The 24,275-nt window shown below is 65.9% G+C and carries 18 protein-coding genes; 12 read left to right on the top strand and 6 right to left on the bottom strand.

The window, feature by feature from the left end:
- Positions 1-289 precede the first annotated feature (289 nt).
- The 11 genes from CDN38_RS19040 (at position 290) to CDN38_RS18990 (ending at position 13,208) form a co-directional block, all read left to right on the top strand.
- The gene (locus tag CDN38_RS19040) at positions 290-1,981 is read left to right on the top strand and encodes an acyclic terpene utilization AtuA family protein (protein WP_099319428.1); all 1,692 of its coding nucleotides are present in this window, start codon (positions 290-292) and stop codon (positions 1,979-1,981) included.
- Complete coding sequence (locus CDN38_RS19035) at positions 1,978-3,126, top strand: acyl-CoA dehydrogenase family protein (RefSeq protein WP_075510607.1); 1,149 nt, start codon at positions 1,978-1,980, stop codon at positions 3,124-3,126. Before CDN38_RS19040 ends, CDN38_RS19035 begins: the two co-directional genes overlap by 4 nt.
- Before the next feature lie 79 nt (positions 3,127-3,205).
- Positions 3,206-4,801 (top strand): acyl-CoA carboxylase subunit beta, encoded by a 1,596-nt coding sequence (locus CDN38_RS19030; RefSeq protein ID WP_075510651.1) that lies wholly within the window; start codon positions 3,206-3,208, stop codon positions 4,799-4,801.
- A 5-nt stretch (positions 4,802-4,806) separates the two neighbouring features.
- Positions 4,807-6,792 (top strand): ATP-binding protein, encoded by a 1,986-nt coding sequence (locus tag CDN38_RS19025; protein ID WP_075510652.1) that lies wholly within the window; start codon positions 4,807-4,809, stop codon positions 6,790-6,792.
- Positions 6,789-7,955: an acyl-CoA dehydrogenase family protein gene (locus CDN38_RS19020; protein ID WP_075510606.1), complete on the top strand. Its 1,167-nt coding sequence runs from the start codon at positions 6,789-6,791 to the stop codon at positions 7,953-7,955. The genes CDN38_RS19025 and CDN38_RS19020 overlap by 4 nt, the downstream gene beginning before the upstream one ends.
- Positions 7,956-7,965: 10 nt before the next feature.
- Entirely contained in the window at positions 7,966-8,805 is an 840-nt protein-coding gene (locus tag CDN38_RS19015; protein ID WP_075510605.1) for an enoyl-CoA hydratase family protein, read from the top strand.
- 102 nt (positions 8,806-8,907) lie between these two features.
- Positions 8,908-9,510, top strand: a complete 603-nt coding sequence (locus tag CDN38_RS19010; protein WP_075510650.1) for a DUF1707 SHOCT-like domain-containing protein — start codon at positions 8,908-8,910, stop codon at positions 9,508-9,510.
- Between the two features lie 91 nt (positions 9,511-9,601).
- A complete protein-coding gene (locus CDN38_RS19005; protein ID WP_099319114.1) occupies positions 9,602-9,946 on the top strand; it encodes a hypothetical protein in 345 nt (114 codons plus the stop codon).
- The gene (locus CDN38_RS19000) at positions 9,927-11,627 is read left to right on the top strand and encodes an alpha/beta hydrolase family protein (RefSeq protein ID WP_099319113.1); all 1,701 of its coding nucleotides are present in this window, start codon (positions 9,927-9,929) and stop codon (positions 11,625-11,627) included. Before CDN38_RS19005 ends, CDN38_RS19000 begins: the two co-directional genes overlap by 20 nt.
- Positions 11,624-12,295 (top strand): LppA family lipoprotein, encoded by a 672-nt coding sequence (locus CDN38_RS18995; RefSeq protein WP_075510733.1) that lies wholly within the window; start codon positions 11,624-11,626, stop codon positions 12,293-12,295. The genes CDN38_RS19000 and CDN38_RS18995 overlap by 4 nt, the downstream gene beginning before the upstream one ends.
- A gap of 235 nt (positions 12,296-12,530) precedes the next feature.
- Positions 12,531-13,208, top strand: coding sequence for an LppA family lipoprotein (locus CDN38_RS18990; protein WP_075510734.1), 678 nt, complete (start codon positions 12,531-12,533; stop codon positions 13,206-13,208).
- A 101-nt stretch (positions 13,209-13,309) separates the two neighbouring features.
- Here CDN38_RS18990 and CDN38_RS18985 read toward each other — a convergent pair whose 3' ends face one another.
- A complete protein-coding gene (locus tag CDN38_RS18985) occupies positions 13,310-14,257 on the bottom strand; it encodes a DUF5996 family protein (RefSeq protein ID WP_075510735.1) in 948 nt (315 codons plus the stop codon).
- 306 nt (positions 14,258-14,563) lie between these two features.
- On the opposite strand from CDN38_RS18985, the gene CDN38_RS18980 reads away from it, so the two are divergent.
- On the top strand, positions 14,564-16,405 hold the full coding sequence (locus CDN38_RS18980; RefSeq protein ID WP_075510736.1) for a glycoside hydrolase family 15 protein: 1,842 nt from the start codon (positions 14,564-14,566) through the stop codon (positions 16,403-16,405).
- A gap of 550 nt (positions 16,406-16,955) precedes the next feature.
- Here the strand turns inward: CDN38_RS18980 and CDN38_RS18975 are convergent.
- The 5 genes from CDN38_RS18975 to CDN38_RS18955 all read right to left on the bottom strand — a co-directional run bounded on the left by CDN38_RS18975 (position 16,956) and on the right by CDN38_RS18955 (position 24,250).
- Positions 16,956-18,944: a VWA domain-containing protein gene (locus tag CDN38_RS18975; RefSeq protein WP_075510737.1), complete on the bottom strand. Its 1,989-nt coding sequence runs from the start codon at positions 18,942-18,944 to the stop codon at positions 16,956-16,958.
- On the bottom strand, positions 18,937-20,322 hold the full coding sequence (locus CDN38_RS18970; protein WP_075510738.1) for a sigma 54-interacting transcriptional regulator: 1,386 nt from the start codon (positions 20,320-20,322) through the stop codon (positions 18,937-18,939). The genes CDN38_RS18975 and CDN38_RS18970 overlap by 8 nt, the downstream gene beginning before the upstream one ends.
- An 86-nt stretch (positions 20,323-20,408) precedes the next feature.
- Positions 20,409-22,001 carry a bifunctional phosphoribosylaminoimidazolecarboxamide formyltransferase/IMP cyclohydrolase gene (gene purH / locus CDN38_RS18965; RefSeq protein ID WP_075510739.1) on the bottom strand — a complete coding sequence of 531 codons (1,593 nt, stop codon included), beginning with the start codon at positions 21,999-22,001 and terminating at the stop codon, positions 20,409-20,411.
- A 7-nt stretch (positions 22,002-22,008) separates the two neighbouring features.
- Complete coding sequence (gene purN, locus CDN38_RS18960) at positions 22,009-22,638, bottom strand: phosphoribosylglycinamide formyltransferase (RefSeq protein WP_075510740.1); 630 nt, start codon at positions 22,636-22,638, stop codon at positions 22,009-22,011.
- A gap of 271 nt (positions 22,639-22,909) precedes the next feature.
- On the bottom strand, positions 22,910-24,250 hold the full coding sequence (locus CDN38_RS18955; protein WP_075510741.1) for a cell division protein PerM: 1,341 nt from the start codon (positions 24,248-24,250) through the stop codon (positions 22,910-22,912).
- Positions 24,251-24,275: the final 25 nt, after the last annotated feature.

Raw genomic sequence — 24,275 nt, 5'->3', positions numbered from 1 at the left:
GGCCTTACTCCTCGATCGGGGTTGGGTCGGTGCGTGTCGCATTGCATGGCCGTGAACCTGCCGGTCGGCCGGACGGCGACACTACCCTGTTAAAGGGTGCCTTAAAAGGGTAGTCGGTGAGCTTCAGCTCGCCAAAACGGAGCGTGACGTCAGCGAGAGAGGCGGGTATCACACCGTTCGAGGCATACGGCTATGCTGACCTACCGGTTGGTTGGCCGGGTTCGGCCCGATCGGTAATCCCAATGAAGGGAGGACGCGCATGGCCTCTGTTGGTGGCGCGTCCGGAGCCGTGCGGATTGCCAACTGCTCGGGTTTCTACGGCGACCGCCTCTCGGCCATGCGCGAGATGGTCACCGGCGGCCTGGATGATCCAGTCGATTACGTCACCGGCGACTACCTGGCCGAACTGACCATGCTGATCCTGGGTCGCGACAAGATGAAGCACCCCGAGCGCGGCTACGCCAAGACCTTCCTCACCCAACTCGAAGAATGTCTGGGGTTGGCCTGCGACCGGGGGGTGCGCATTGTGGCCAACGCCGGCGGCCTGAACCCGGCCGGATTGGCCGACGCGATCCGGGCCCTGGCCCAGCGCCTCGGCGTGCCGGCCCGGGTCGCCCACGTCGAAGGCGATGACCTGCTGTCCCGGGCAGCCGAGCTCGGCCTCGGCACACCGCTGACGGCCAATGCCTATCTGGGTGCGTGGGGCATCGTCGACTGCCTCAATGCCGGAGCCGACGTCGTCATCACCGGCCGGGTCACCGACGCCTCGGTGGTCGTCGGGTCGGCGGCCGCGCACTTCGGCTGGGGCCGCACCGACTACGACCAGCTGGCCGGAGCGGTGGTCGCCGGTCACGTCATCGAATGCGGGGTGCAGGCCACCGGCGGCAACTACTCCTTCTTCACCGACGTGCCGGACCTTATCCACGCCGGCTTCCCGCTAGCCGAGGTCCACGCCGACGGCTCCTCGATGATCACCAAACACCCCGGCACCGGCGGTCTGGTCAGCACCGACACCGTCACCGCGCAGCTGCTCTACGAGATCACCGGCGCGCGCTACGCCAACCCGGACGTGACGGCCCGGATGGACACCATCGCGCTCTCGGCGGACGGCCCGGACCGGGTGCGCATCAGCGGTGTGGTGGGCGAACCGCCGCCGCCCACCCTCAAGGTGTCGCTGAACAGCATCGGCGGCTTCCGCAACTCCATGACATTCGTGCTGACCGGCCTCGACATCGAGGCCAAGGCGGATCTGGTGCGACGCCAGCTCGAAGCCGCGCTCACCGTCAAGCCCGCCGAACTCGAGTGGACCCTGGCGCGTACCGACCACCCCGACGCCGACACCGAGGAGGCGGCCAGCGCCTTGCTGCGGTGTGTGGTGCGCGATCCCGATCCCGCCAATGTCGGGCGGCAATTCTCTTCGGCGGCAGTCGAATTGGCGTTGGCCAGCTATCCAGGCTTCACCGTGACCGCGCCGCCCGGCGACGGTCAGGTGTACGGCGTCTACACCCCGGGCTACGTCGACGCCACCCAGGTGCCGCACGTCGCGGTCCATCCCGACGGCACCCGCAGCGAAATCGACTGCGCTTCGGAGACTTTGGAGCTGGCACCGGCGGCTCCCCCGCCGCTTCCCGAGCCGTTACCCGCGGGACCGACCCGGCGTGCGCCGCTGGGCCTGATTGCCGGTGCCCGCAGCGGCGACAAGGGCGGTTCCGCCAACGTCGGGCTGTGGGTGCGCACCGACGAGCAGTGGCGCTGGCTGGCCAACACGCTGACTGTCGAGTTTCTCAAGGAACTGTTGCCCGAGACGGCAGACCTCGACGTCACCCGACATGTGTTGCCCAATCTGCGGGCGCTGAATTTCGTGATCGAGGGGATCCTGGGTCAGGGCGTCGCCTACCAGGCGCGTTTCGATCCGCAAGCCAAAGGGCTGGGCGAATGGCTGCGCAGCCGCCACGTCGACATTCCGGAGACGCTGTTGTGAACATCTGGACCACACCGGAGCGCGAGCAGCTACGAAAGACCGTCCGCTCGTTCGCCGAACGAGAAGTCCTGCCGCATATCGACGAATGGGAGCGAATCGGCGAGTTGCCGCGCGACCTGCACCGGCGAGCCGGGGCCGCCGGCCTGCTGGGAGCGGGTTTTCCCGAAGCCGTCGGCGGCGGCGGGGGCGACGGCGCCGACTCGGTGATCATCTGCGAGGAGATGCACCAATCCGGGGCGCCCGGCGGGGTCTTCGCGTCGCTGTTCACCTGCGGCATCGCGGTGCCGCACATGATCGCCTCCGGCGACGCGCGGTTGATCGACACCTACGTTCGTCCCACCCTGACCGGTGAAAAAATCGGCGCGCTGGCCATCACCGAACCCGGCGGCGGTTCGGACGTCGGGCACCTGCGCACCAGCGCCGTTCGCGACGGCGACCACTACGTGATCAACGGCGCCAAGACCTACATCACCTCCGGGGTGCGCGCCGACTACGTCGTCACCGCGGTGCGCACCGGCGGACCCGGGGCAGCCGGGGTGTCGCTGGTGGTGGTCGAAAAGGGCACACCGGGTTTCGAGGTCACCCGCAAGCTGGACAAGATGGGCTGGCGCTCCTCGGACACCGCCGAGCTGTCTTACACCGACGTGCGGGTACCGGCCGCCAATCTCGTGGGCGGCGAGAACACCGGATTCGCCCAGATCGCCCAGGCCTTCGTCTCCGAACGTATCGGTCTTGCCGCACAAGCGTATTCGAGCGCGCAGCGATGTCTGGACATCACCGCGCAGTGGTGTCGCGACCGGGAGACGTTCGGGCGTCCGCTGATCTCGCGTCAGGCGGTGCAGAACACCCTGGCCGAGATGGCCCGGCGCATCGACGTCGCCCGGGTCTACTCCCGTCACGTGGTGGAGCGTCAGCTGGCCGGGGAGACGAACCTGATTGCGCAGGTGTGCTTCGCCAAGAACACCGCCGTCGAGGCCGGCGAATGGGTGGCCAACCAGGCCGTCCAGCTCTTCGGCGGGATGGGCTACATGGCCGAATCCGAAGTCGAACGCCAGTATCGGGACATGAGGATACTGGGCATCGGCGGCGGAACCACCGAAATCCTGACCGCACTTGCCGCCAAACTGCTGGGGTATCAATCATGATTGCACCGCCTCTCTCCCGCACGCGGGTGGGGTCCCCGCGAAGCTGGGGAGTACCTCCACTGGATCGTCGGCGGTGGTCGTGACCGTTTTGCAGTCCACCCTCGACGCCCACGCCGGCGGGTACGCCGAAGCGGCAACGGCGACGGCGGCAAAGCTCGACGAAATCGCCGCCGAACTGGCGAAGGCGCTGGCCGGCGGCGGGCCGAAATACGTCGATCGTCATCACGCCCGCGGCAAGCTCACGGCCCGGGAACGCATCGAATTGCTCGTCGACCCGGACTCGCCGTTCCTCGAGCTGAGCCCGCTGGCGGCATACGGCAGCGCCTTCACGGTCGGTGCCAGCACGGTCGTCGGCATCGGTGCGGTGTCCGGCGTGGAATGCTTGATCGTCGCCAACGACCCGACGGTCAAAGGCGGCACCAGCAACCCGTGGACATTGCGAAAAATCCTGCGGGCCAATCAGATCGCGTTCCAGAACCGGCTTCCGGTGATCTCTTTGGTGGAATCCGGCGGGGCGGACCTGCCGACGCAGAAGGAGATCTTCATTCCCGGCGGAGCGATGTTCCGCGACCTCACCCGGCTGTCCGCTGCCGGGATCCCGACTATCGCACTGGTATTCGGCAACTCCACCGCGGGCGGCGCCTACATTCCCGGCATGTGCGATCACGTGGTGATGATCAAGGAACGCTCCAAGGTGTTCCTGGCGGGCCCGCCGCTGGTGAAGATGGCCACCGGCGAGGAGTCCGACGACGAGTCGCTGGGTGGCGCCGAAATGCATGCCCGCATCTCGGGTTTGGCCGACTACTTCGCGCAAGACGAGCTCGACGCCATCCGGATCGGACGTCGCATCGTGGCCCGGCTGAACTGGGTCAAGCAGGGGCCCGCGCCCGGGCCGGTCACGGAGCCGTTGTTCGATGCCGAGGAGCTGATCGGCATCGTCCCGGCGGACCTGCGCATTCCGTTCGACCCGCGGGAGGTTATCGCCCGCATTGTCGACGGCTCCGAATTCGACGAGTTCAAGCCGCTGTACGGCTCGTCGCTGGTGACCGGGTGGGCCCGGCTGCATGGCTACCCGCTAGGCATCCTGGCCAACGCGCGCGGCATACTCTTCAGCGAAGAGTCGCAAAAGGTCACCCAGTTCATCGAGCTCGCCAACCGCTACGACACGCCACTGTTGTTCTTGCACAACACCACCGGCTACATGGTCGGCAAGGTCTACGAAGAGGGCGGCATGATCAAACACGGCTCGATGATGATCAATGCCGTGTCCAACTCGACCGTTCCGCACATCTCGTTGTTGATCGGCGCGTCGTACGGCGCGGGCCACTACGGGATGTGCGGACGCGCCTACGACCCGAGGTTTCTGTTCGCCTGGCCCAGCGCCAAGTCCGCGGTGATGGGCGGCGCCCAGCTGGCGGGGGTGCTGTCCATCGTGGCCCGCGCCGCCGCCGAGGCCCGCGGCCAGCAGGTCGATGAAGCGGCCGACAGCGCGATGCGCGCCGCCGTCGAAGGCCAGATCGAAGCCGAGTCGTTGCCGCTGGTGTTGTCCGGAATGCTCTACGACGACGGGGTGATCGACCCGCGCGACACCCGCACCGTGCTGGGAATGTGTTTGTCCGCCATCGCTAATGGTCCGATCAAGGGAACGTCGAACTTCGGCGTCTTCCGGATGTGATGCAAATGCCGATCACTCGAGTACTGGTTGCCAATCGCGGCGAGATCGCGCGACGGGTGTTCGCCACCTGCCGCCGGCTGGGCTTGGGCACCGTCGCCATCTACACCGAGCCGGACGCCGCGGCGCCGCATGTCGCCGAGGCCGACGCCCGGGTTCGGTTATCCAAGACCAACGACTATCTCAACACCGAGGCCATCATCGCGGCCGCCCGGGCCGCGGGCGCCGATGCGGTACACCCCGGCTACGGGTTCCTCTCGGAGAACGCCGATTTCGCCGCGGCCGTACAGGAGGCCGGCCTGACCTGGGTCGGCCCACCGGTGGACGCGGTGCGGGCCATGGGCTCCAAGATCGAGTCCAAGAAACTGATGGCGGCTGCCGGAGTGCCGGTGCTCGACGAGCTCGATCCCGACACCGTCACCCAATCCCAGCTGCCGGTGCTGGTGAAGGCGTCCGCGGGCGGTGGTGGCCGCGGGATGCGGGTCGTTCGCGAATTGTCCGCCCTGCCAGCCGAAGTCGAGGCCGCCAGGCGCGAAGCGCAATCCGCTTTCGGCGACCCGACGGTGTTCTGTGAGCGTTATCTGCCCACCGGACACCACGTCGAGGTACAGGTCCTGGCCGACATGCACGGCACCGTCTGGGCCGTCGGCGAACGCGAATGCTCCATTCAGCGCCGACACCAGAAGATCATCGAAGAAGCGCCCTCGCCGTTGGTGGAGCGCATATCCGGCATGCGTACCAAGCTGTTCGACGCCGCCCGCCTGGCCGCCTCCGCCATCGGCTATACCGGTGCGGGGACGGTGGAGTTCCTCGCTGATGATGACGGCGAGTTCTATTTCCTGGAAATGAACACCCGGCTGCAGGTCGAGCACCCGGTCACCGAGGAGACCACCGGCCTGGATCTGGTCGAATTGCAGCTCGCGGTCGCCGAAGGCGGCCGGCTTGATGCCGAACCACCTGTGGCCCAAGGGTATTCGATCGAAGCTCGCCTTTACGCAGAGGATCCCGCGCGCGACTGGCAGCCGCAGGCGGGTCTGGTGCACAGCATCGACGTGCCGTCGGTCCGCGCGCAGTTCGCCACCCTGGGGAACCGGGTCGGGATCCGGCTGGACTCGGGGATCGTTGCCGGCTCCACGGTGTCGATCCACTACGACCCGATGCTGGCCAAGGTCATCTCCTACGCTCCGACGCGCCGGCAGTCGGCGTTGGTGCTCGCCGACGCGCTGGCCCGCGCCCGCCTGCACGGCCTGCGCACCAACCGCGAGCTGTTGGTCAACGTGCTGCGCCACCCGGCATTTCTCGACGGCGCCACGGATACCGCATTTTTCGACACCCACGGCTTGGCGGAGCTGTCGGCACCGCTGGCCGACGCGACGACGATCCGGTTGTCGGTGATCGCCGCCGCCCTTTCCGACGCCGCGCACAATCGCGCGATTGCGGCGGTGTTCGGCTCCATCCCCAGTGGCTGGCGCAACCTGGCATCGGGCTATCAGGTCAAGACGTACCTCGACGACGGCGGCAAGGACAACCCCATCGAATACCGCTTCACCAGAACGGGATTGGAGCTTCCCGGCGACGAATCCGTGCAACTGGTATCGGCCGCGCCGGACCAGGTGGTGCTCGCCGACGGTAACGGCGTGGCCCGCAGCTTCACAGTGGCGCGCTACGGCCAGGACGTCTACGTCGATTCCGCCAGCGGACCGGTGCATCTGGTCGCACTACCCCGCTTTCCCGAGCCGGGTTCGGCCGTCGAGCAGGGATCGTTGGTGGCGCCGATGCCCGGCAACGTCATCCGCTTGGGCGCCGAGGTCGGCGATACCGTCACAGCGGGTCAGCCATTGATTTGGCTGGAGGCGATGAAGATGGAACACACCATCAGCGCGCCGACTGACGGTGTACTCACCCAGCTCAACGTCCACACCGGCCAGCAGGTCGACGTCGGTGCCGTGCTGGCACGCGTGGAAGGACCCGAATCACAAGGAGATTCACAATGACAGACACCAGCTTCATCGAAAGTGAAGAGCGCCAGGCGCTGCGCAAGGCGGTGGCTGAATGGGTGTCCAACTACGGCCACGAGTACTACCTGAAGAAGGCCCGCGCGCATCAGCACACTACCGAATTATGGGCTGAGGCAGGAAAACTCGGGTTCATTGGAGTGAACCTGCCCGAGGAATACGGCGGTGGCGGCGCCGGCATGTACGAGCTGTCGCTGGTGATGGAGGAGATGGCGGCAGCGGGCTCGGCACTGCTGCTGATGGTGGTGTCGCCGGCCATCAACGGCACCATCATCGCCAAGTTCGGCACCGACGAGCAAAAGCAGCGCTGGCTGCCGGGCATCGCCGATGGGTCGTTGACGATGGCGTTCGCGATCACCGAGCCGGACGCCGGGTCCAATTCGCACAAGATCACCACCACCGCCCGCCGCGATGGCAGCGACTGGATTCTCAAGGGCCAGAAGGTCTTTATCTCCGGCATCGACCAGGCGCAGGCGGTACTGATGGTGGGTCGTACGGAAGAGGCCAAGACCGGCAAGCTGCGCCCGGCGTTGTTCGTGGTGCCCACCGACGCGCCCGGCTTCACCTACACGCCGATCGAGATGGAGCTGATCAGCCCGGAACGCCAGTTCCAGGTGTTCCTCGACGACGTCCGGCTGCCCGCCGATGCATTGGTCGGAGCCCAAGACGCCGCTATCGCACAGCTTTTCGCCGGCCTGAACCCCGAGCGGATCATGGGCGCGGCCAGCGCGGTCGGCATGGGCCGGTTCGCGCTGGGCAAGGCCGTCGACTACGTCAAGACCCGCCAGGTGTGGTCCACCCCGATCGGCGCTCATCAGGGGTTGGCACATCCGTTGGCGCAGTGCCACATTGAGGTTGAACTGGCCAAGCTGATGATGCAGAAGGCCGCCACGCTCTACGACCACGGCGACGACGTGGGCGCGGCCGAGGCGGCCAACATGGCCAAATACGCTGCGGCCGAAGCCTCGACCCGTGCGGTCGACCAGGCCGTGCAGTCCATGGGCGGCAACGGGCTGACCAAAGAATACGGCGTGGCAGCGATGATGACCTCAGCCCGGCTGGCCCGGATCGCCCCGATCAGCCGCGAGATGGTGCTGAACTTCGTCGCGCAGACATCGCTGGGCCTGCCCAGATCCTACTGAAGCCGTACTGATGGACAGGCTCGTCGAATACACTAGAGAGGGCGTGGCTGCCCGGCTCACGCTCAACTCGCCGCACAACCGCAACGCATTGTCGAACGTCTTGGTCAGCCAGCTGCATCAGGGACTGCGAGACGCGGCGGCGGATTCGGCGGTACGGGTGGTGGTGCTCACCCACACCGGCGGCACCTTCTGCGCGGGTGCGGACTTGAGCGAGGCCGGCGGTGGTGACCCGCGTGGCGATCGCGAGCGCGGCGCAGCCGGGCCAAGCGGGTCGCCACCATCGGCATACGACATGGCGGTGGCGCGGGCCCGGGAGATGACGACGGTGCTGCGCGCCATCGTCGAGTCCCCACGGCCGGTCATCGGCGCGGTCAACGGGCATGTCCGAGCCGGCGGGTTCGGTCTGGTCGGGGCGTGCGACATGGTGGTCGCCGGCCCGCGCAGTACCTTTGCGCTGACCGAGGCGCGGATCGGCGTGGCCCCGGCGATCATTTCGCTGACGTTGCTGCCCAAGCTATCGCCGCGTGCGGCGGCCCGGTACTACCTGACCGGCGAGACGTTCGGCGCCAGCGAAGCCGCCGAGATCGGCTTGGTCACCATGGCAGCCGACGACGTGGATGCTGCGGTGGCCAAGTTGGTCGCCGAGGTGGGCCGCGGGTCACCGCAGGGCCTGGCGGCATCGAAGGCGCTGACGACCGCCGCGGTACTGGAAGGATTCGACCGCGACGCCCAACGGCTCGCCGGGGAATCGGCGCGGCTGTTCGTTTCGGAGGAAGCTCGCGAGGGCATGCTGGCATTCCTGCAGAAACGTCCACCGAGTTGGGTCAAATCCGATCCGCCGAGTGGCTGAGCAGCACCGTTGCCGGCTAGGCGAGTCGGACTTACCCGGGGGAAGGTTGCAGTTTAGCCAACCAGCTTGCAGCAAATCCTGGACGTCGTACGCTCGTGGGTGATGAGCAACCCGGCCCAGCGCGACACGAAGGACACGCGTGACGATTCGTCGCTCGCGGCTGACACCGATCGCATTCAGACCGCGCAGTTGCTGGCGTACGCGGCGGAACAGGGTCGCCTGCAGCTCAACGAGTACGAAGATCGGCTTACCAGGGCTTACGCGGCAACCACCTATCGAGAGCTGGACCAGCTGGCGGCCGACCTGCCCGGCGCCTCGGTAAGCCCCCGTCGCGGCGGTAACTGCAACCCGGCACCGTCGACCCTGCTGCTCGCCCTGCTGAGCGGGTTCGAGCGGCGCGGCCGGTGGAATGTGCCGAAGAAGCTGACCACCTTCACGCTCTGGGGAACCGGCGTGCTGGATTTGCGCTACGCCGACTTCACCTCAACCGAGGTCGAGATCCGCGCATACTCGATCATGGGTGTGCAGACCATCCTGCTGCCCCCGGAAGTCCACGTCGAAATCCACGGCCGCGGTGTGATGGGCAACTTCGACCACGAAGTCGTGGGCGAGGGCAGCCGGGGTGCACCCAGGGTGAAGATCCGCGGCTTCTCGTTCTGGGGTGGCGTGGGCATCAAGCGTAAGGCGCGCAAACCCCGAAAGTAGCTCGGTACGGCCGCCGAAGGTGAATAGCTCGGTTGGCGGGTGTGTGCCATACTCCCCGGAAGGTTTGCTTGCTGGCTGATCGGGAGGGTCGATGATGGAGACGTTGCGTGTCGTTCCTGAGGTCCTGACTCGGGTGGGATATGCGTTGGCCAATCACGTTGAGTCACTGCTGGTTTTGCACCAGTCGTGCCACGGTGCAGCCGAAGGCGCGCGGTCGGGATGGGTCGGTTCCTCGGCTGGCGCGCTGTCGGGGTTGCTGGGTAGCTGGGAGACGGTCAGCGCCACCCACGCCGACCGATTCGGTGAGCATTCCTGCGGCATGCATCTCGCGGCGGTCGGCTTCGCTGAGATGGACCAGAGCAACGCCGCGGCGCTCGCCGCAGTCCGTGCGCAGGCTGGCAGCAACGGTCGATTCGATGGCGTTGACGTTAGCTGATATTGAGCGCTGGGATCCTGGGGCGATCAGGACGGTGTTTCAGGCGGCGATTGACCGCGCACACGGCACCCGCACCACATCGGCGGCGCTCACTGACACCATGCGGTTGCTGGACTTCGGTGGTGATGCCGCCGATGCGGCGCTGGCGGCAACGCACCGCACGACAATGCTTCTCGACGACCATGCCGACGCGTGCGAGGCGGCCGCACGGGCCGCGGAGAAATCGGCCGACGAGGTGGCCGCAATCAAGTTGCGGCTGCAGGCTATTCGCGATAGTGCCCGGGATTACCACCTGACGATTGACGACGCGACCGGTACGGCGTTGCCGCCCGCTGACTTGTGGTCGTACTCCCCTGCTGATCAGCAGTCGATTCTCAGTGCCGCGATCAGGCTGACCGAAAGCATCAAGCGTCTGCTGGCTGACGCCGAGACCGCCGATGAGGATCTGGCCGCGGCGATTCGGGGCGCCGCCGGGGACTTGTCACCACAGCAAGTCAACACCCAACTCAGCCATGAGCCACCCAAGATGCCGCAGATGCCGCCACCGGGTAGCGATCCGAAGGAGGTGAGCAAGTGGTGGCATTCGCTGACACCGGGACAGCAGGATCGGGTCAAACAGTGGTTCCCCAACGCCATTCGCAATCTCGACGGCATCCCGGCCAGTGTGCGCTACGAGCTCAATATGCCGGTGCTGCAACGCGAACTCGACCGGCTGCAGCGCGGTTGGCTGGATGGTAATGGCGTGTGGCATACGGACACCGAGAAGTTGGCGGATCTGCAGGCGCTGCGCGACGCGCTTACTGACCCAGCAAATGAGGGGGCCAGCCTGCTCCTGCTGGACACCACCAGCAATTCCCGCAAAGTATTGGCGGCGGTTGGTGTTGGTGATGTTGACAATGCGGAACGAGTCGGGGTGACCGTGGGCGGTTTAAACACGCGGGTCAGCTCCAGCGTGAAGGATATGGTTGGCGAAGCCCAGGCTCAGCGACGTGAGGCGAGCCTTTTGCGTCGACGCGCTCACGTCCCAAACCCTGATGCCGTGGCATCCATTGCCTGGTTAGGTTACGACGCGCCGGACAGCCTAAAGGACGTGACGCATGACTGGTCGGCTCGCGATGCCGCAGGGCCATTGAACCGCTTCTACAAGGGCATCGCGGCTGGCAGCAATGTTTCGGATCAACACATCACCGCATTCGGGCACTCCTACGGGTCCCTGGTGACAAGTCTGGCGTTGCAGCAGGGGTCACCAGTAAGCGACGTCGTGCTGTACGGTTCGCCTGGCACCGAACTCACCAGCGCATCACAATTGGGTGTGCAGCCAGGGCATGCCTACTACATGATTGGCGTCAATGATGATGTGTCCCAGATAATCCCCGAATTCGGTGCCTTTGGCGCCGCACCGCAAGATGTGCCCGGCATGACTGAACTTTCGACCAGTACTGGACTGGCCCTAGGGGGTGAGTATGGGGACGGGAACCTTCATGAGCGGGCCTACGGCCATTCGGAGTATGCCCGCATGGGAAGCAACGGCGAACTTCGGATGAGCGGCTACAACATGGCAGCTGTGCTGGCCGGACTCCCCGATGACCTCATCACACCTCGCGCGGTCGGTGTGGACCGGCTTCCCGGCGGTGCTGGCCCTTATGAAGTACCACCTCCGATCCCCCTTCACCACGAATGAACCGAGCACATCGATTCGGTGCCGCCGGGCTGCTCGCAATCACTATGATGCTCACCAGCTGCGTCAAACCCAATACCTTCGACCCTTATGCAAATCCCGGCCGCGACGAGCTGGATCGCCTACAAACAATCGTCAACCAACGCCCCGACTTGGAGACGGTCCAGCAGCAACTAGCCAACCTCGACGCAACTATCAGGTCAGCAATCACGAAGTACTCGCCACAGACCAGATTCACGAATCTCAAGCTCGGACATCCACCCGGCGGTTGCAACGACCCTTTCGTCCGGACCATCGGACGGCAATTCAAAAGCGACATATTCTTCGGCGAACCTGCACCTACCCCAGAGCAATGGCTGCAGATCGTCACCGAGTTGGCGCCCGTGTTCAAGGCAGCGGGTTTTCGGCCTAACAACGCCGCACCGGGCGATCCCCCGCTTCCTTTGGGATCGGCAAACGACTCGCAAATCCGCGATGACGGCGTGTTGATCGATTTGGTGAACGGCGACGCGCACAGCCCACTGTCCTACTCCTACGACGCCGGGTGTCACCTCCCGGCCGCGTGGCGCACCGCGCCACCACCACCGAACATGCGGCCCCCCAACGATCCCGACGTCCACTACCCATACCTGTACGGATCCCCCGGCGGCCGAACCCGCGACGCCTTTTGACCAGCGATCGCAGCCAGGGTATACCTACCGAATCAATAGTGATGTGTCCCAAGTGATTCCCGAGTTCGGTGCGTTCCGCGCCGCACCGCAGGGGGCAACTGCGCGGCTACAACATGGCAACGGCTGCTTGCCGGAAAACCGACGACCTCATCACGCCCCCGCGCGGTCGGGTAGACGCGCTCCCGGCTGGCGCCGGCCCCCACGAAATGCCGCCTCCAATCCCGCTGAGGACCTCATGAATCGAGCACGCCGTCCCTTGACAGCCGAGCTGGTGTGCATCACGCTGCTGCTCACCAGCTGCATCAAACCCAATACCTTCGACCCCTATGCCAATCCCGGCCGCCAGGAGTTGGACCGCCTACAACAAATCGTCAACCAACGCCCCGACCTAGAGACGGTCCAGCAGCAGCTCGCCAACCTCGACGCCACCATCCGGGCGGTGATCGCTAAAGCTAAATATTCGCAACAAACTGTGTTCTCTCACCTCAAGATCGATAACCCAACTAACGGGTGCAAGCAGCCGTTCACGCGCTCAATCGGCCGACAGGAAGAAAGCGATCACTTCCTCGGCCGTCCGGCGGCGACCCAGGAGCAGTGGCTGCAGATTGTCACTGATCTGGCGCCGGTGTTCAAGGCGGCGGGTTTTCGGCCCAACAACTCCGCCCCCGGCGACCCACCCCTGCCGTTGGGATCGGCCAATGATTCCCAAATCCGCGACGACGGCACGTTGATCGATTTGGTGAACGGCGACGCGCACAGCCCACTGGCCTACTCCTACGACACCGGTTGCCATCTCCCGGCCGCCTGGCGCACCGCCCCACCACCACCAAACATGCGGCCCCCCAACGACCCCGATGTCCACTACCCATACCTGTACGGGTCGCCCGGGGGCCGAAGCCGCGACGCGTATTGATCCGCGGTCGGCGCTCCGGTAAGCCCGGCACCAGTCACCGTGGTCGCGAACCACGTCGAGAACGCAGCCCGTCATCATGTCGCCGATCTTCAAAGACTTCCTCAAGAGCGCGTTTCACGCTCCTTCCAACGATCCGGATCTTCTTCCAGCAGCGCGCGATCCCACTCAGCTCTGGTGGCCACTGCTTCGTAGGTGTCCTGCAAGAATCCCAGAAGCACCTGATCCGGGTCGGCCGCCTGTCGCACGATCTCGTAGGGCAGCAGATACTCGCCGTGGTCTTTGCTGTAGTAGGCCTGCCCGGGAGTGACAGCGTGACCGGCGAAGCCGTCGGGTTCGGGGTAGGCGTAGGCATAGAAGGCGCCCTCGTCACCACCGCCTGGCCAGAACCCGCAGCTGCTCAGTTCCCGCGAATATCCCTCCGCCATAACCCAATCGCCCAAGTTGAGGGCACCGCCAGGATGGCGGGGTGCGCCACGCCCGGAAAATCTGGTACATGCGATATCCATTGCACCCCAGAAGAAATGTACCGGACTCACCTTTCCGGCGAACCGGGACCGGAACCGGCTCAACACACGGTGCGCCTGAATCAGTTGGCGCCAGAACAGATTCGCCGCGTCCGGGTCGTACGAGGCGTGCTCGACGTCCTCAGCGAACCCAGGAGCCGGGTCGACCTCATTCGGGTGTGACTGGATGCGGGTGGGGAAGCCCAATTCGACTAATGCCTGCATGGTTTCGGCGTAGAACTCAGCGACGGATTTTGGTTCCAGTCGGACGGTACGGGTAGCACCAGTGCTGCTGCGGATCACCAACTGATGGTCGATGAAGTCGAATTCGATATCGAAGACCTCGCTCCCATAAGGGATTGCGGACGTCGTCAACCCGCGGGGGGTAACGTACAACGTCACCTGCCACCAATGGTTGACCATCGGGGCATGAGCGAGCCGGATCTTGCCGACGATCTGAGTCCACATATGCAGCGTTTCCCGGGTTGGCGTCCACTCGTCGACGCGCAAGCTGGGCCAGGCATCGGTGCTTCGGTGCGCAGTCATATCGATCTCCTCGGTCCAGTACTACAGGTGAATCGGCTCGGCAATCGGCAGGCACCCGCCATGCTGATTGCTGCAAACGGGATACCCTCCTCTTCGGTATACATCCGCGATATGCACGGCAAAGTTACGGTTCCCGGCCGGCCGATGCGCTGAAACCGGCGGCAGCGGAAGGGCCGCGAATCGCGGCCCCCACGACGACACAACGGCGGTGTACCCCAGTTCGAAAGCCGCGCCGCGAGAATGGCGACGACACGGCCAACTGTGTGGTAGGCAAGCGGGAACTACGCGGCACCTAGGAGGCACCCGGTGAGCACCACACCAATTGCCGACTACGCCCTGCTATCTGACCGGCATACTGCAGCGCTGGTCAGCCGCAGCGGTTCAGTCGACTGGCTTTGCTTGCCCCGGTTCGACTCGCCATCGGTGTTCGCCAGACTGCTCGACGCGGACGCCGGGTTTTTCTCGGTGCACCCCACCGATCCCGGCGCGGAGGTCAAACGCCGTTACGTCGACCAGACCATGGTGCTCGAGACGACGTTCACCACCGGCACCGGCACGCTGGTGCTATGCGATGCCCTCGCCACCGGGTACGTGGATGACCCACACCAGTTGGGCGCGACCGCCCCTCGGCTGCTGGTGCGGTCGCTAACGTGTACCGCGGGCGAGGTGGAGGTGACCGTCGAATTCTCGACACGCCCGGAGTACGGGGTGGTCACACCGTTGGTGTCCACTGCCGACGGCTGCATCCTGGTACGCGGCGGTGCCGACGTCCTGCTCCTGTGTTGCCCAATTCCGCTGGGGGTTACCGATTCCGACGCCAGCGGCCGATTCCGGATGCGAGAGGGTGAGCGGCTGTCCCTCGGGTTGCAACATCGCACCACCTCGGAGGTGTGTCCCGCATCCATGTCACCGGCCGAGCTCGAGGCAGCGCTCGCGGCGACAATCGACGCGTGGCGATTGTGGTCGAAGGTCCATCAGAGCTATGACGGACCGTGGCGCGATCTGGTGCATCACAGCGGCAGAGTTTTGCAGGCATTGACCTACCAACCCACGTGGGCCGTGGTCGCCGCCCCGACGACGTCCCTGCCGGAAGAGGTTGGCGGAGAACGTAACTGGGATTACCGGTATTCGTGGGTTCGGGACGCTAGCCTCACCCTGGAAGCCCTCTGGGTAGCCGCATGTCCAGACGAGGCGGAGCAGTTTTTCGACTATCTCGCGGTCAGCTCCGCCGGGCAACTGCGGGCCAACGAACCTCTTCAGATCATGTTCGGCATAGGTGGCGAACATGATCTGTCCGAACGTGAGCTCGGTCATCTCCGCGGTTGGCGCGACAGCCGCCCGGTGCGGGTCGGCAACGGCGCGTGGGGGCAAAGCCAGATCGACGTGTACGGCGAACTGCTGGGTGCGGCGCACCGCCTGGCCAAACAGCTGCAACCGGACCGTTCCTGCGCCGCCGCGGGACGCGAGTTCCTCATCGGCTCCGCCGATGCCGCCGCACGTCTTTGGCAGCAACGTGATTCGGGCATCTGGGAAGTGCGTGGCGAGCCGCAGCACTTCCTGTACTCCAAGCTGATGTGCTGGGTCGCGCTCGACCGCGCCATCGCCATGGTCGATGCACTCGGCGCCGGGGACAGGGTCGACGGCTGGCGGGCGGCTGCCGATGAAATCCGGCATCAGATCCTCACTCGCGGGTGGAGCGACGCGGCCAACGCGTTTACCCAGGCATTCGAAAGCGACGACCTGGACGCCTCCGCGCTGATGATTCCGCTGGCCGGATTCTTGCCCGCCGACGACCCTCGCGTGCTGGCCACCATCGACGCCATCGCCGATCAGCTCGTCGACTCGCGCGGCTTGGTCTATCGCTATCGCACCAGCGTCGACGCCAACGCCGACGGACTGACCGGACAGGAGGGCACGTTCCTGCTGTGCACATTCTGGCTGGCGCAGGCCCTGGCAGCCTCCGGCCAGCTCGACCGGGCGCGCGAGGTGTTCGAGCGCGCCATCGGTTACCGCAACGACGTGGGACTTCTCTCCGAAGAGGTCGACCCCGCCACCGGTGAGCTGTTGGGCAACTTCCCGCAGGCGTTCAGTCACATCGGGCTGGTCAACGCGGCCTGGGCCATTGCCCAAGCCGAGGCTCGCGGCTGACCAAAGCAGCTTATGCTGGGGCGAACCGCCTGCCACAGCGACTCCGGGATGCGTTGTCTTGAGTTGTCGACTCGTCCCCATCCATATTGGCCCGCAATCACATCGGCACAGCGCCACGGTTGTCTCACGTGCTCACCGAGTCGGCTGTCATGCCGCCGCATCGAGTGTGCGGTGACGGCTTTGAGAGTGTATGTGGGGCGGGAACATCCACCATCGGCGGCCCTGACGGCACACTCGGCGCCATCAGCGCGCACTCGACACCATCAGCGCGCACTCGACGCCATCGCCGCCGACCCAAGCCCACCAGCACGCGATTTCCATCTCGGCACACCGGAGTGCAGCCCCACGACCGCTCGCAGCGACAAGCCAAGTCGCACAGGCTTTGTCGCTATGAGGTGGGCACAACTAACACCCTCACCCACAGAGACCAATGTGGCTGATGTGGCAGTAGCCGCTAGACCCGGCCAACCAGGAGGACAACCTACGCAACGCCAAGGCGAGCTATGCCAATGGAATCCGTCAGCACCTCGGTGCGCCACGGTGTTGCCGCCTACCTGCGTCGCCGCGACCGGAGGTAGTCGCCGACCACCGCCGCCCCCAGCCCGTCGAGATCGGGTTCCACGACCCGACCCTCCACCCGTCGTGCAACCTGATCGATGAACCGGGCCAGACCCGGGTCGCTGCCCAGCCGGAAGATCGTTACCTGCGCACCCAGCCGGGCCATGTCGTCGAAACCCCGTACCGTGTGGGCAATCGTCCGCGGATGCGGCGGATAATCAAAGAAGACAGCAGAACCCGTCCCCTCCCCGCTGAAATCCTCCAAATGAGCGGTCGGCTCACCGTCGGTCACCACCAGCACGACCGGCTGTGCGTTGGGGTGTTTGCGCAGGTGACGTCCGGCCAGCGCCAGCGCGTGATGCAAGTTGGTGCCCTGCTCATAGACACCTTCCAAACCCGTCAGCTCCGCCGCCGTCACGGTTCGGGCGTAGCGGCCAAACGCAATGATCTGCAGGGCATCTGAGCGGAACCGCGTACACACCAGGTGGTTGAGCGCCAGTGCCGTTCGCTTCATCGGCAGCCAGCGATTTTCCATCACCATTGAAAACGAGGTGTCGACCAGCAGCGCAACCGCGGCCTGGGTACGGGTTTCGGTATCGGACACCTCAACGTCGTCGACGGTGATCCGCAGTGGCCCGTCCAGGGTGTGCGTCCCTGCCTGGCGCAGCACGGCATTGGTCAGCGTCCGGGAGATGTTCCACGGCTCGGTATCACCGAACTGCCAGGGCCTGGTCGCACCGGTCAACTCTCCGGCAGCTCCGGCGCGCCGGTGGTCCCGTTCGCCACGACGTCCGGAAAGCTGTTGCACCACATCACGTAACGCGGTCTCGCCCAGCCTGCGCATCGCCTTGGGCGACAGCCGCCACTGGCCGTCGGAACCACGATCCAAGAAACCCTGATTGACTAGTGCGCGTTCCAATTCGGCGAGCGTCCTGGCGTCGACGGCGGCCTGGTCGCCGAGCTGGCGGGCCAGCGCGTCCAGGTCGACGTCGTCCATGGTGGCGCCCGGGTAGCTCTGCGACAATTGCTCGGCCAGCTGCTCCAGCTCAGCGATATCGGCCAGCGCCTGGGTGCCCTCGCCCATACCGAACGGGTTGTCACCGGAGAACTGCTCGGATCCGGTCCAGTCCTCGCCGGGGCGCGCGGCTTGCAGATGGCTATCGAGCCGGCTCAGCGCCTGCATCAGCGACGGCGACCCAAATGCCTGCTGCGCCAACGCATCAAGCTCATCGCGCTGCTCCTGGCTAAGACTATTGCGGAACCGCTGCGCCGCGGCTGCCCGCTTGGCCAGCGAGTCCAGCAGCTCCTCGACATTGCGCGGGTTCTCCGGAAAGAACTCGCCGTGCTTGTCCATGAAGTCTTGGAAGTCCTGCGGGGTATCCTCGCCGCGGGCGTGCTTGTCCAACAGGTCGTTGAGATCGTCCAGCATCTCGTTGACCCGGCGACGATCCTCGTCGGTCGCACCTTCTAGCGCCTGCTTCATCCCGGCAAAGCGTTGGTCCAGCAGCTCGCGGCCGAGCAAATCCTTGATCTGGTCGTATTTTTCGCGGGCCTCACCGCTGCGCCAGCGGTACTCGGAAAGCTCCTGAACAGCTTTGGCCGGCGACGGCGGTAACGCATCCAACTGCAGCTCCGAGAATCGGGCGTCATCGTCCAGCGCGCGGGCCAATGCCTTGCGTTCGGCCAGCACCGCTTCGTCGAGCAGTCTTTTGATCTCCTGCAACGTGCCGTCTAAATTGTTGCGGCGCAACAGCTCCCGTCGGCGCCGGTTTGCCTCGGCGGCCAACCGGTCGGCGCCGGGCATCGTCTTGGTGCCGCGGCGCAGCAGCTCGGACAATGCCCGGCGCGGCGAAGTGCCGGCCATCACGTCCTGGCCGATCTGTTCGAGCGCCTCACGCAAGTCGACCGGCGGCGCCAGCGGGTCGGGTCCGCCGGTGTAGGCCGAGTAGCGCGAAGAGTGCGCCCCAAAAGGCTTAGCCATAGACGGTTTGGCCTTCCCCGGACACCTTGTCGATGCGTTTGGCAAGGTACAACGCCTCCAACGCGAGTTCCAGTGCGGCGGCGCGCTCACCCTCGGATTCCGCGCCCAGCTTTCTGGCGATCCTGTCGACGACGGGCAGACCCGGAACGGCGGCCAGCACGTCCTTGGCCGACACCCGCTCTCCTGTCGTCACCGCCGAACCCCGCTCGACGGCCGTCACCAATTGCCCGACGTCGATGCCGCCGAGCACGCGGGACGCGGTGTCGGCGGTCGAGCGGCGCAACAGATGCTCGAGTACGGCCTGTTCACGGCCCTCCTCACCGGACTCGAACTCCAGCTTGCCCCGCAACACGTCGATGATCGTGCCCAGATCGACCACCCGGGCCACCGGATCGGTCTCCCCCAGCACCGCGCCGCGGTGCCGCGCCGCCGCCGCGACCGTTTCCGCCGCCGCGATAGCGAACCGGGCCGACACCCCGGACCGTTGGTCGATCGAGTGCGACTCCCGCAGGTACCGGGCGAACCGCGCGATCACCTGCATCAGATAGTCGGGCACCTGTGCGCTCAGGTGCGCCTCCTGCACGATCACACCCACTTCCGCGTCCAGCTCCTGCGGGTAGTGGGTACGGATTTCGGCGCCGAAGCGGTCCTTGAGCGGCGTGATGATCCGACCGCGGTTGGTGTAGTCCTCGGGGTTGGCGCTGGCGACGACCAGGACGTCCAACGGCAGCCGCAGCGTGTAGCCGCGGACCTGGATGTCGCGCTCCTCCATGACGTTGAGCATCGACACCTGGATGCGCTCGGCCAGGTCGGGCAATTCGTTGACCGCGACGATGCCACGATGTGCCCGCGGGATCAGGCCGTAGGCGATGGTCTCGGGGTCGCCGAGACTGCGGCCCTCGGCGACCTTGATCGGGTCGATGTCACCGACCAGGTCGGCCACGCTGGTGTCGGGGGTAGCCAGCTTCTCCGTGTAGCGCTCGCTGCGATGCTTCCATGCCACCGGCAGGTCGTCACGCAGTTGCGCGGCCCGCCGGATCGATTCCGGCGTGATCGGCCGGTACGGGTGCTCCCCCAGTTCGGCTCCGGCGATCACCGGCGTCCACTCGTCGAGCAGTCCGGTCAACGCGCGCAGCAGCCGGGTCTTGCCCTGGCCGCGTTCGCCGAGCAGGACGAAGTCATGACCTGCGATCAGGGCCCGCTCCACTTGCGGCAACACCGTGTCCTCGAAGCCCAGAATGCCCGGCCAGACCTCGTCACCCTCGGCCAACGCGGTCAGCAGGTTTTCCCGGATTTCTTGCTTGACCCCCCGCTCACGATGACCGGAGGCACGTAGCTCGCCGACGGTGCGCGGCAGGTTGCTCGGTGAAGTCACCACTCCACGCTACGACGCCATCTTTCTTCTGGCGACGAGAGTGGATGTCAACGCTGACTTTCCGGCCACTTTCCTGCCCTCAGTGGGCCTTAATGAGCGAAGTGACGCGCTCCGGTCAGATACAAGGCGACCCCGGCTTCGCCCGCCGCGGCGGTTACCTCGTCATCGCGCACCGACCCGCCGGGATGAACGATCGCCTTGACCCCGGCATCGGCCAGCGTCTGCAGTCCGTCGGGGAACGGGAAGAAGGCATCTGATGCCGCGACGGCGCCGCGCACTCGCTCGCCGCCGCGAGCATTACCTCGTTCAACGGCCAGCCGCGCGGCGTCGACCCGATTGACCTGACCCATGCCGACCCCCACGGTGGCCCCGTCGGCGACGATCACGATCGCGTTCGACTTGACCGCGCGGCAGGCGCGCCAGGCGAACACCAGGTCGGTCAACGTCGCCGGGTCGGCCGGTGATCCGGTTGCCAGCGTCCAGTTGGCCGGGTTATCGCCGGGTGTGTCAAGCTGGTCGCGCTGCTGCATCAGCAGCCCTCCGCTGATCGGACGCAATTCGGTGCCGCCGTTCTGCGGTTCGGGCGCCAGCAGCACCCGGACGTTCTTCTTGCGCGCCAAAAGCTCTAGGGCACCCGGCTCATACGCCGGCGCGACGATGACTTCGGTGAAGATGGTGCTGACGTACTCCGCCATCTCGACGCTGACCTCGGTGTTGGCCGCGATCACGCCGCCGTAGGCGCTCAGCGGGTCGCAGGCATGGGCCTTGCGATGTGCGTCGGCGACGGACACCGACGAGATTGCGATGCCGCAGGGGTTGGCGTGCTTGATGATGGCCACACAGACTTGTTCGTGATCGAAGGCCGCCCGCCAGGCCGCGTCCGCGTCGGTGAAGTTGTTGTAGGACATCTCTTTTCCGTGCAGCTGCTCGGCTTGTGCCAGCCCTGGCCACGCGCCCGGGTCGGTGTAGAGGGCGGCCTGCTGGTGCGGGTTCTCGCCGTAGCGCAGGATCGCCTGACGGCGCCAGTTCCTGGCGAACCAATGCGGGAATCCGGGCTCGGACTGATCGGGGCGCTCGGGCGCCAGTGTCGACTGCATCCAGCTCGCGACGGCGATGTCGTAGTCGGCGGTGTGCTGAAATGCCAGCGACGCCAGCTTTTTACGCTCGCCGAGGCTAAATCCGCCGCTGCGCAGCGCGGCAAGCACCCCGTCGTACCCGAGTGGGTCGGTGACCACGGCCACGCTGGGAAAATTCTTGGCCGCCGCCCGCACCATCGAGGGCCCGCCGATGTCGATCTGTTCGACGCATTCGTCGATGCCGGCGCCGGATTCGACGGTCTGGCTGAACGGGTACAGGTTGACCACCAGCAGTTCGAACGCCGCGACCCCGAGTTTGTCCAGCGCGGCCTGGTGTTCGGGCTTGCGCAGGTCGGCCAGCAGCCCGGCGTGCACCCGTGGGTGCAAGGTCTTGACCCGGCCGTCGAGCACCTCCGGAAAGCCGGTGAGCTCCTCGATGCGGGTTACCGGAATGCCTTTGCTGGCAATGGTCTTCGCCGTCGATCCGGTGGAGACGATCTCGACGCCGGCCGCCGTCAGGCCCTGAGCCAGCTCCACCAGCCCGGTTTTGTCGTACACGCTGATCAACGCGCGGCGGATCGGCTTCCTTACGCTGTCGCCGGTCATACTGTGCTCATCCCAGGGTCGCCTTTCGTCCGATGCAGGTCAGGCCGCCGGTAGCAATCGCGGCCACCACGTCGACGAGTAGTCGCCGTTCGATGACCTTGATGCGCTCGTGCAATGTCTCTTCGTCGTCACTGTCGAGCACCGGAACGGCCTGCTGCGCCAGTATCGGCCCGGTGTCCACGCCGGCATCCACCAGATGCACCGTACAGCCGGTGACCTTCACACCGTAGGACAACGCGTCGGCCACGCCGTGGGCACCCGGGAATGCCGGCAGCAGGGCTGGATGGGTGTTGAGGATACGTCCGCTGAATCTTGAAAGGAATTGCGGCCCAAGGATTCTCATAAATCCTGCCGATACCACCAGGTCCGGGGAATGTGCGTCGGTCGCATCGGTGATGGCTGCGTCCCAGGCGTCGCGGCTGGGGTAGTCGGCGACCCGGACCGTGAAGCTCGGCACCGATGCCCGCGCGGCGATCTCGGTGGCCCGGCACTCGCGATCCACCCCGACGGCAACGACCCGCGCCGGATAGTCGCCCGCCGCCGCTTCGAGCAGCGAGTTCAGCAGCGATCCGGTGCCCGATGCGAGGACCACCAGCCGCGCCGGTGCACTCGGGGGTACCCGGAGCGGTTCCTGCACACGGCGAGCCTAGTCTGGCGACCCGCCATATCCGAGCGGGTCGGCACGACCCGCTGAGGAGCCAGACAAATCAGGCCCCGTCTGGCGACGATGCCGGCCGCGCAGGCGCGTCGAACGAACCTGCATCCACAGCTATTGCCACGCGCGTGTCGGCGCGCTGTACGCAGACTCGACAATGTCAGTACAGGGTCAGTACAGGGTCAGTACAGGGTCAGTACAGGCTCGCGCTCGGACACCCTGCTGCCGCAGCAGGCGGCGCACACTGCACGACCTAATCCTCGCGCTGAGAGCCTGAGTCCGACTCGGCTTCACTTGTTAAGGGCACGCCGTCGTCTTCGGAAACGTCGACGCCGACGTCCTGCGGCTGGGGCGGCTCATCGACGCCATCATGGGGCTGATCGCCCTCGTCGAATGCGACCGCAGGCGTCTCGTCCTGGTCAGCTGGCGGGGCGGGCCGTGGACGCCTGGTGATCCCGCCGGCCATCGCCACCGTGAGGCAGCCAACCACGGTGAACCAGAAGAACACACCGATCAGCAGGGCCCCCTCGTCGACGCCGACATCGCCGAAGTTGCCCAGCTTGCCGCCGCCGGCGTAACCGAGCAGCGCCATCACCAATGCCCCGATAAGCGCCGCCACCAGCACCTTGGCCATTGCCGGAAGCAACGGCAGCGGCCGACGGGCGCACTGCTGCCCCAGCGCGACCCCAGATGCTGCTCCGATGATCAGCAAAGCGACCCACGCCGGCCCGAGCGGCGGTGTGGGTGCCGCGGCCAGGATCGGCACGGCCGGAATGTCGCCGCCGAAGACGGTGAACGAGCTGAACGTCGCAAAGCCAATATGGGCACTGGACCCCACCGCGACCGCCGCGGCGCCGACGAAGACGTTGGGTGCATACAGCACCGAGAGCGCGGTGAGATTGAACTGCCCCCAGATCGAATCGGTGATCCCGTAGAGCTCTTGCATCGTGGCCCAGTGAACAACCAGTGACCCTGCCGTCACCAAGCCGGATAGCCCCAGCAATGCCAAGACCCCGCCGGCAGCGGCGCGCAGCGAATCGCCCAGCCAATTCGGAAGCGGCGAAGCCGCCAAAGCCCGTCTGCCCACCCGGGACCACACCCCGATCGCCGCGCCGATGGCATGGACTACCAGCACGCCGGTGAACGCCCGCAGCGCGTTGGGTGTCTGCAGCTCGGTGATGACCGACGACGCGTCGTGGATGACCGCCAGGGCGATCGCCGCGATCAGCAGCGGCCCCCCCAATGCCGACGCGACAACCCATCGCACGACGAGCCAAGAGGAGTAGCGCGAGGTGGCCAAGGCCGTCGTACGCGCGGTGCCCCACACCATCAGCAGCACCGGCAGCAGCGGCATTACGCCGAGTTCGCGACCGCCGATCGAGATCGGCACCTGGTGGACGCCCAGCCACATACTGGCGATCGCGCCCAACGCCCCGGTCATGTCGCTGTTGGCGATCAGTAACTGCAGCAGCGTAACCGCGGCGATGATGACCAGCGCCACCACCGCGGGCGCGAACGCAACCTTGACGAGGTCGCGTGCCTGGCGAGCACCCGCTGCTCGGTTGTCCTTGTTTTTTGCCGACACCCTATTCACTCTTCGCGCACGTGCCTACTCAGCG

Origin of the sequence: Mycobacterium ostraviense (assembly GCF_002705925.1) — a bacterium.
In the GTDB taxonomy this organism is placed as follows: domain Bacteria; phylum Actinomycetota; class Actinomycetes; order Mycobacteriales; family Mycobacteriaceae; genus Mycobacterium; species Mycobacterium ostraviense.
Note: the sequence above shows the minus strand (reverse complement) of the source record. Positions and strands in the feature narration are given on the sequence as shown.

What these genes read in the sequence shown, in the direction of transcription:
- CDN38_RS18995 (WP_075510733.1), top strand. Translation starts at nt 11,624, where the DNA reads ATGAACCGAGCACATCGATTCGGTGCCGCCGGGCTGCTCGCAATCACT.
- CDN38_RS19025 (WP_075510652.1), top strand. Translation starts at nt 4,807, where the DNA reads ATGCCGATCACTCGAGTACTGGTTGCCAATCGCGGCGAGATCGCGCGA.
- CDN38_RS19010 (WP_075510650.1), top strand. Translation starts at nt 8,908, where the DNA reads ATGAGCAACCCGGCCCAGCGCGACACGAAGGACACGCGTGACGATTCG.
- purH (WP_075510739.1), bottom strand. Translation starts at nt 22,001, where the DNA reads ATGACCGGCGACAGCGTAAGGAAGCCGATCCGCCGCGCGTTGATCAGC.
- CDN38_RS19000 (WP_099319113.1), top strand. Translation starts at nt 9,927, where the DNA reads ATGGCGTTGACGTTAGCTGATATTGAGCGCTGGGATCCTGGGGCGATC.
- CDN38_RS18975 (WP_075510737.1), bottom strand. Translation starts at nt 18,944, where the DNA reads ATGGCTAAGCCTTTTGGGGCGCACTCTTCGCGCTACTCGGCCTACACC.
- CDN38_RS18985 (WP_075510735.1), bottom strand. Translation starts at nt 14,257, where the DNA reads ATGACTGCGCACCGAAGCACCGATGCCTGGCCCAGCTTGCGCGTCGAC.
- CDN38_RS19020 (WP_075510606.1), top strand. Translation starts at nt 6,789, where the DNA reads ATGACAGACACCAGCTTCATCGAAAGTGAAGAGCGCCAGGCGCTGCGC.
- CDN38_RS18990 (WP_075510734.1), top strand. Translation starts at nt 12,531, where the DNA reads ATGAATCGAGCACGCCGTCCCTTGACAGCCGAGCTGGTGTGCATCACG.
- CDN38_RS19015 (WP_075510605.1), top strand. Translation starts at nt 7,966, where the DNA reads ATGGACAGGCTCGTCGAATACACTAGAGAGGGCGTGGCTGCCCGGCTC.
- CDN38_RS19005 (WP_099319114.1), top strand. Translation starts at nt 9,602, where the DNA reads ATGATGGAGACGTTGCGTGTCGTTCCTGAGGTCCTGACTCGGGTGGGA.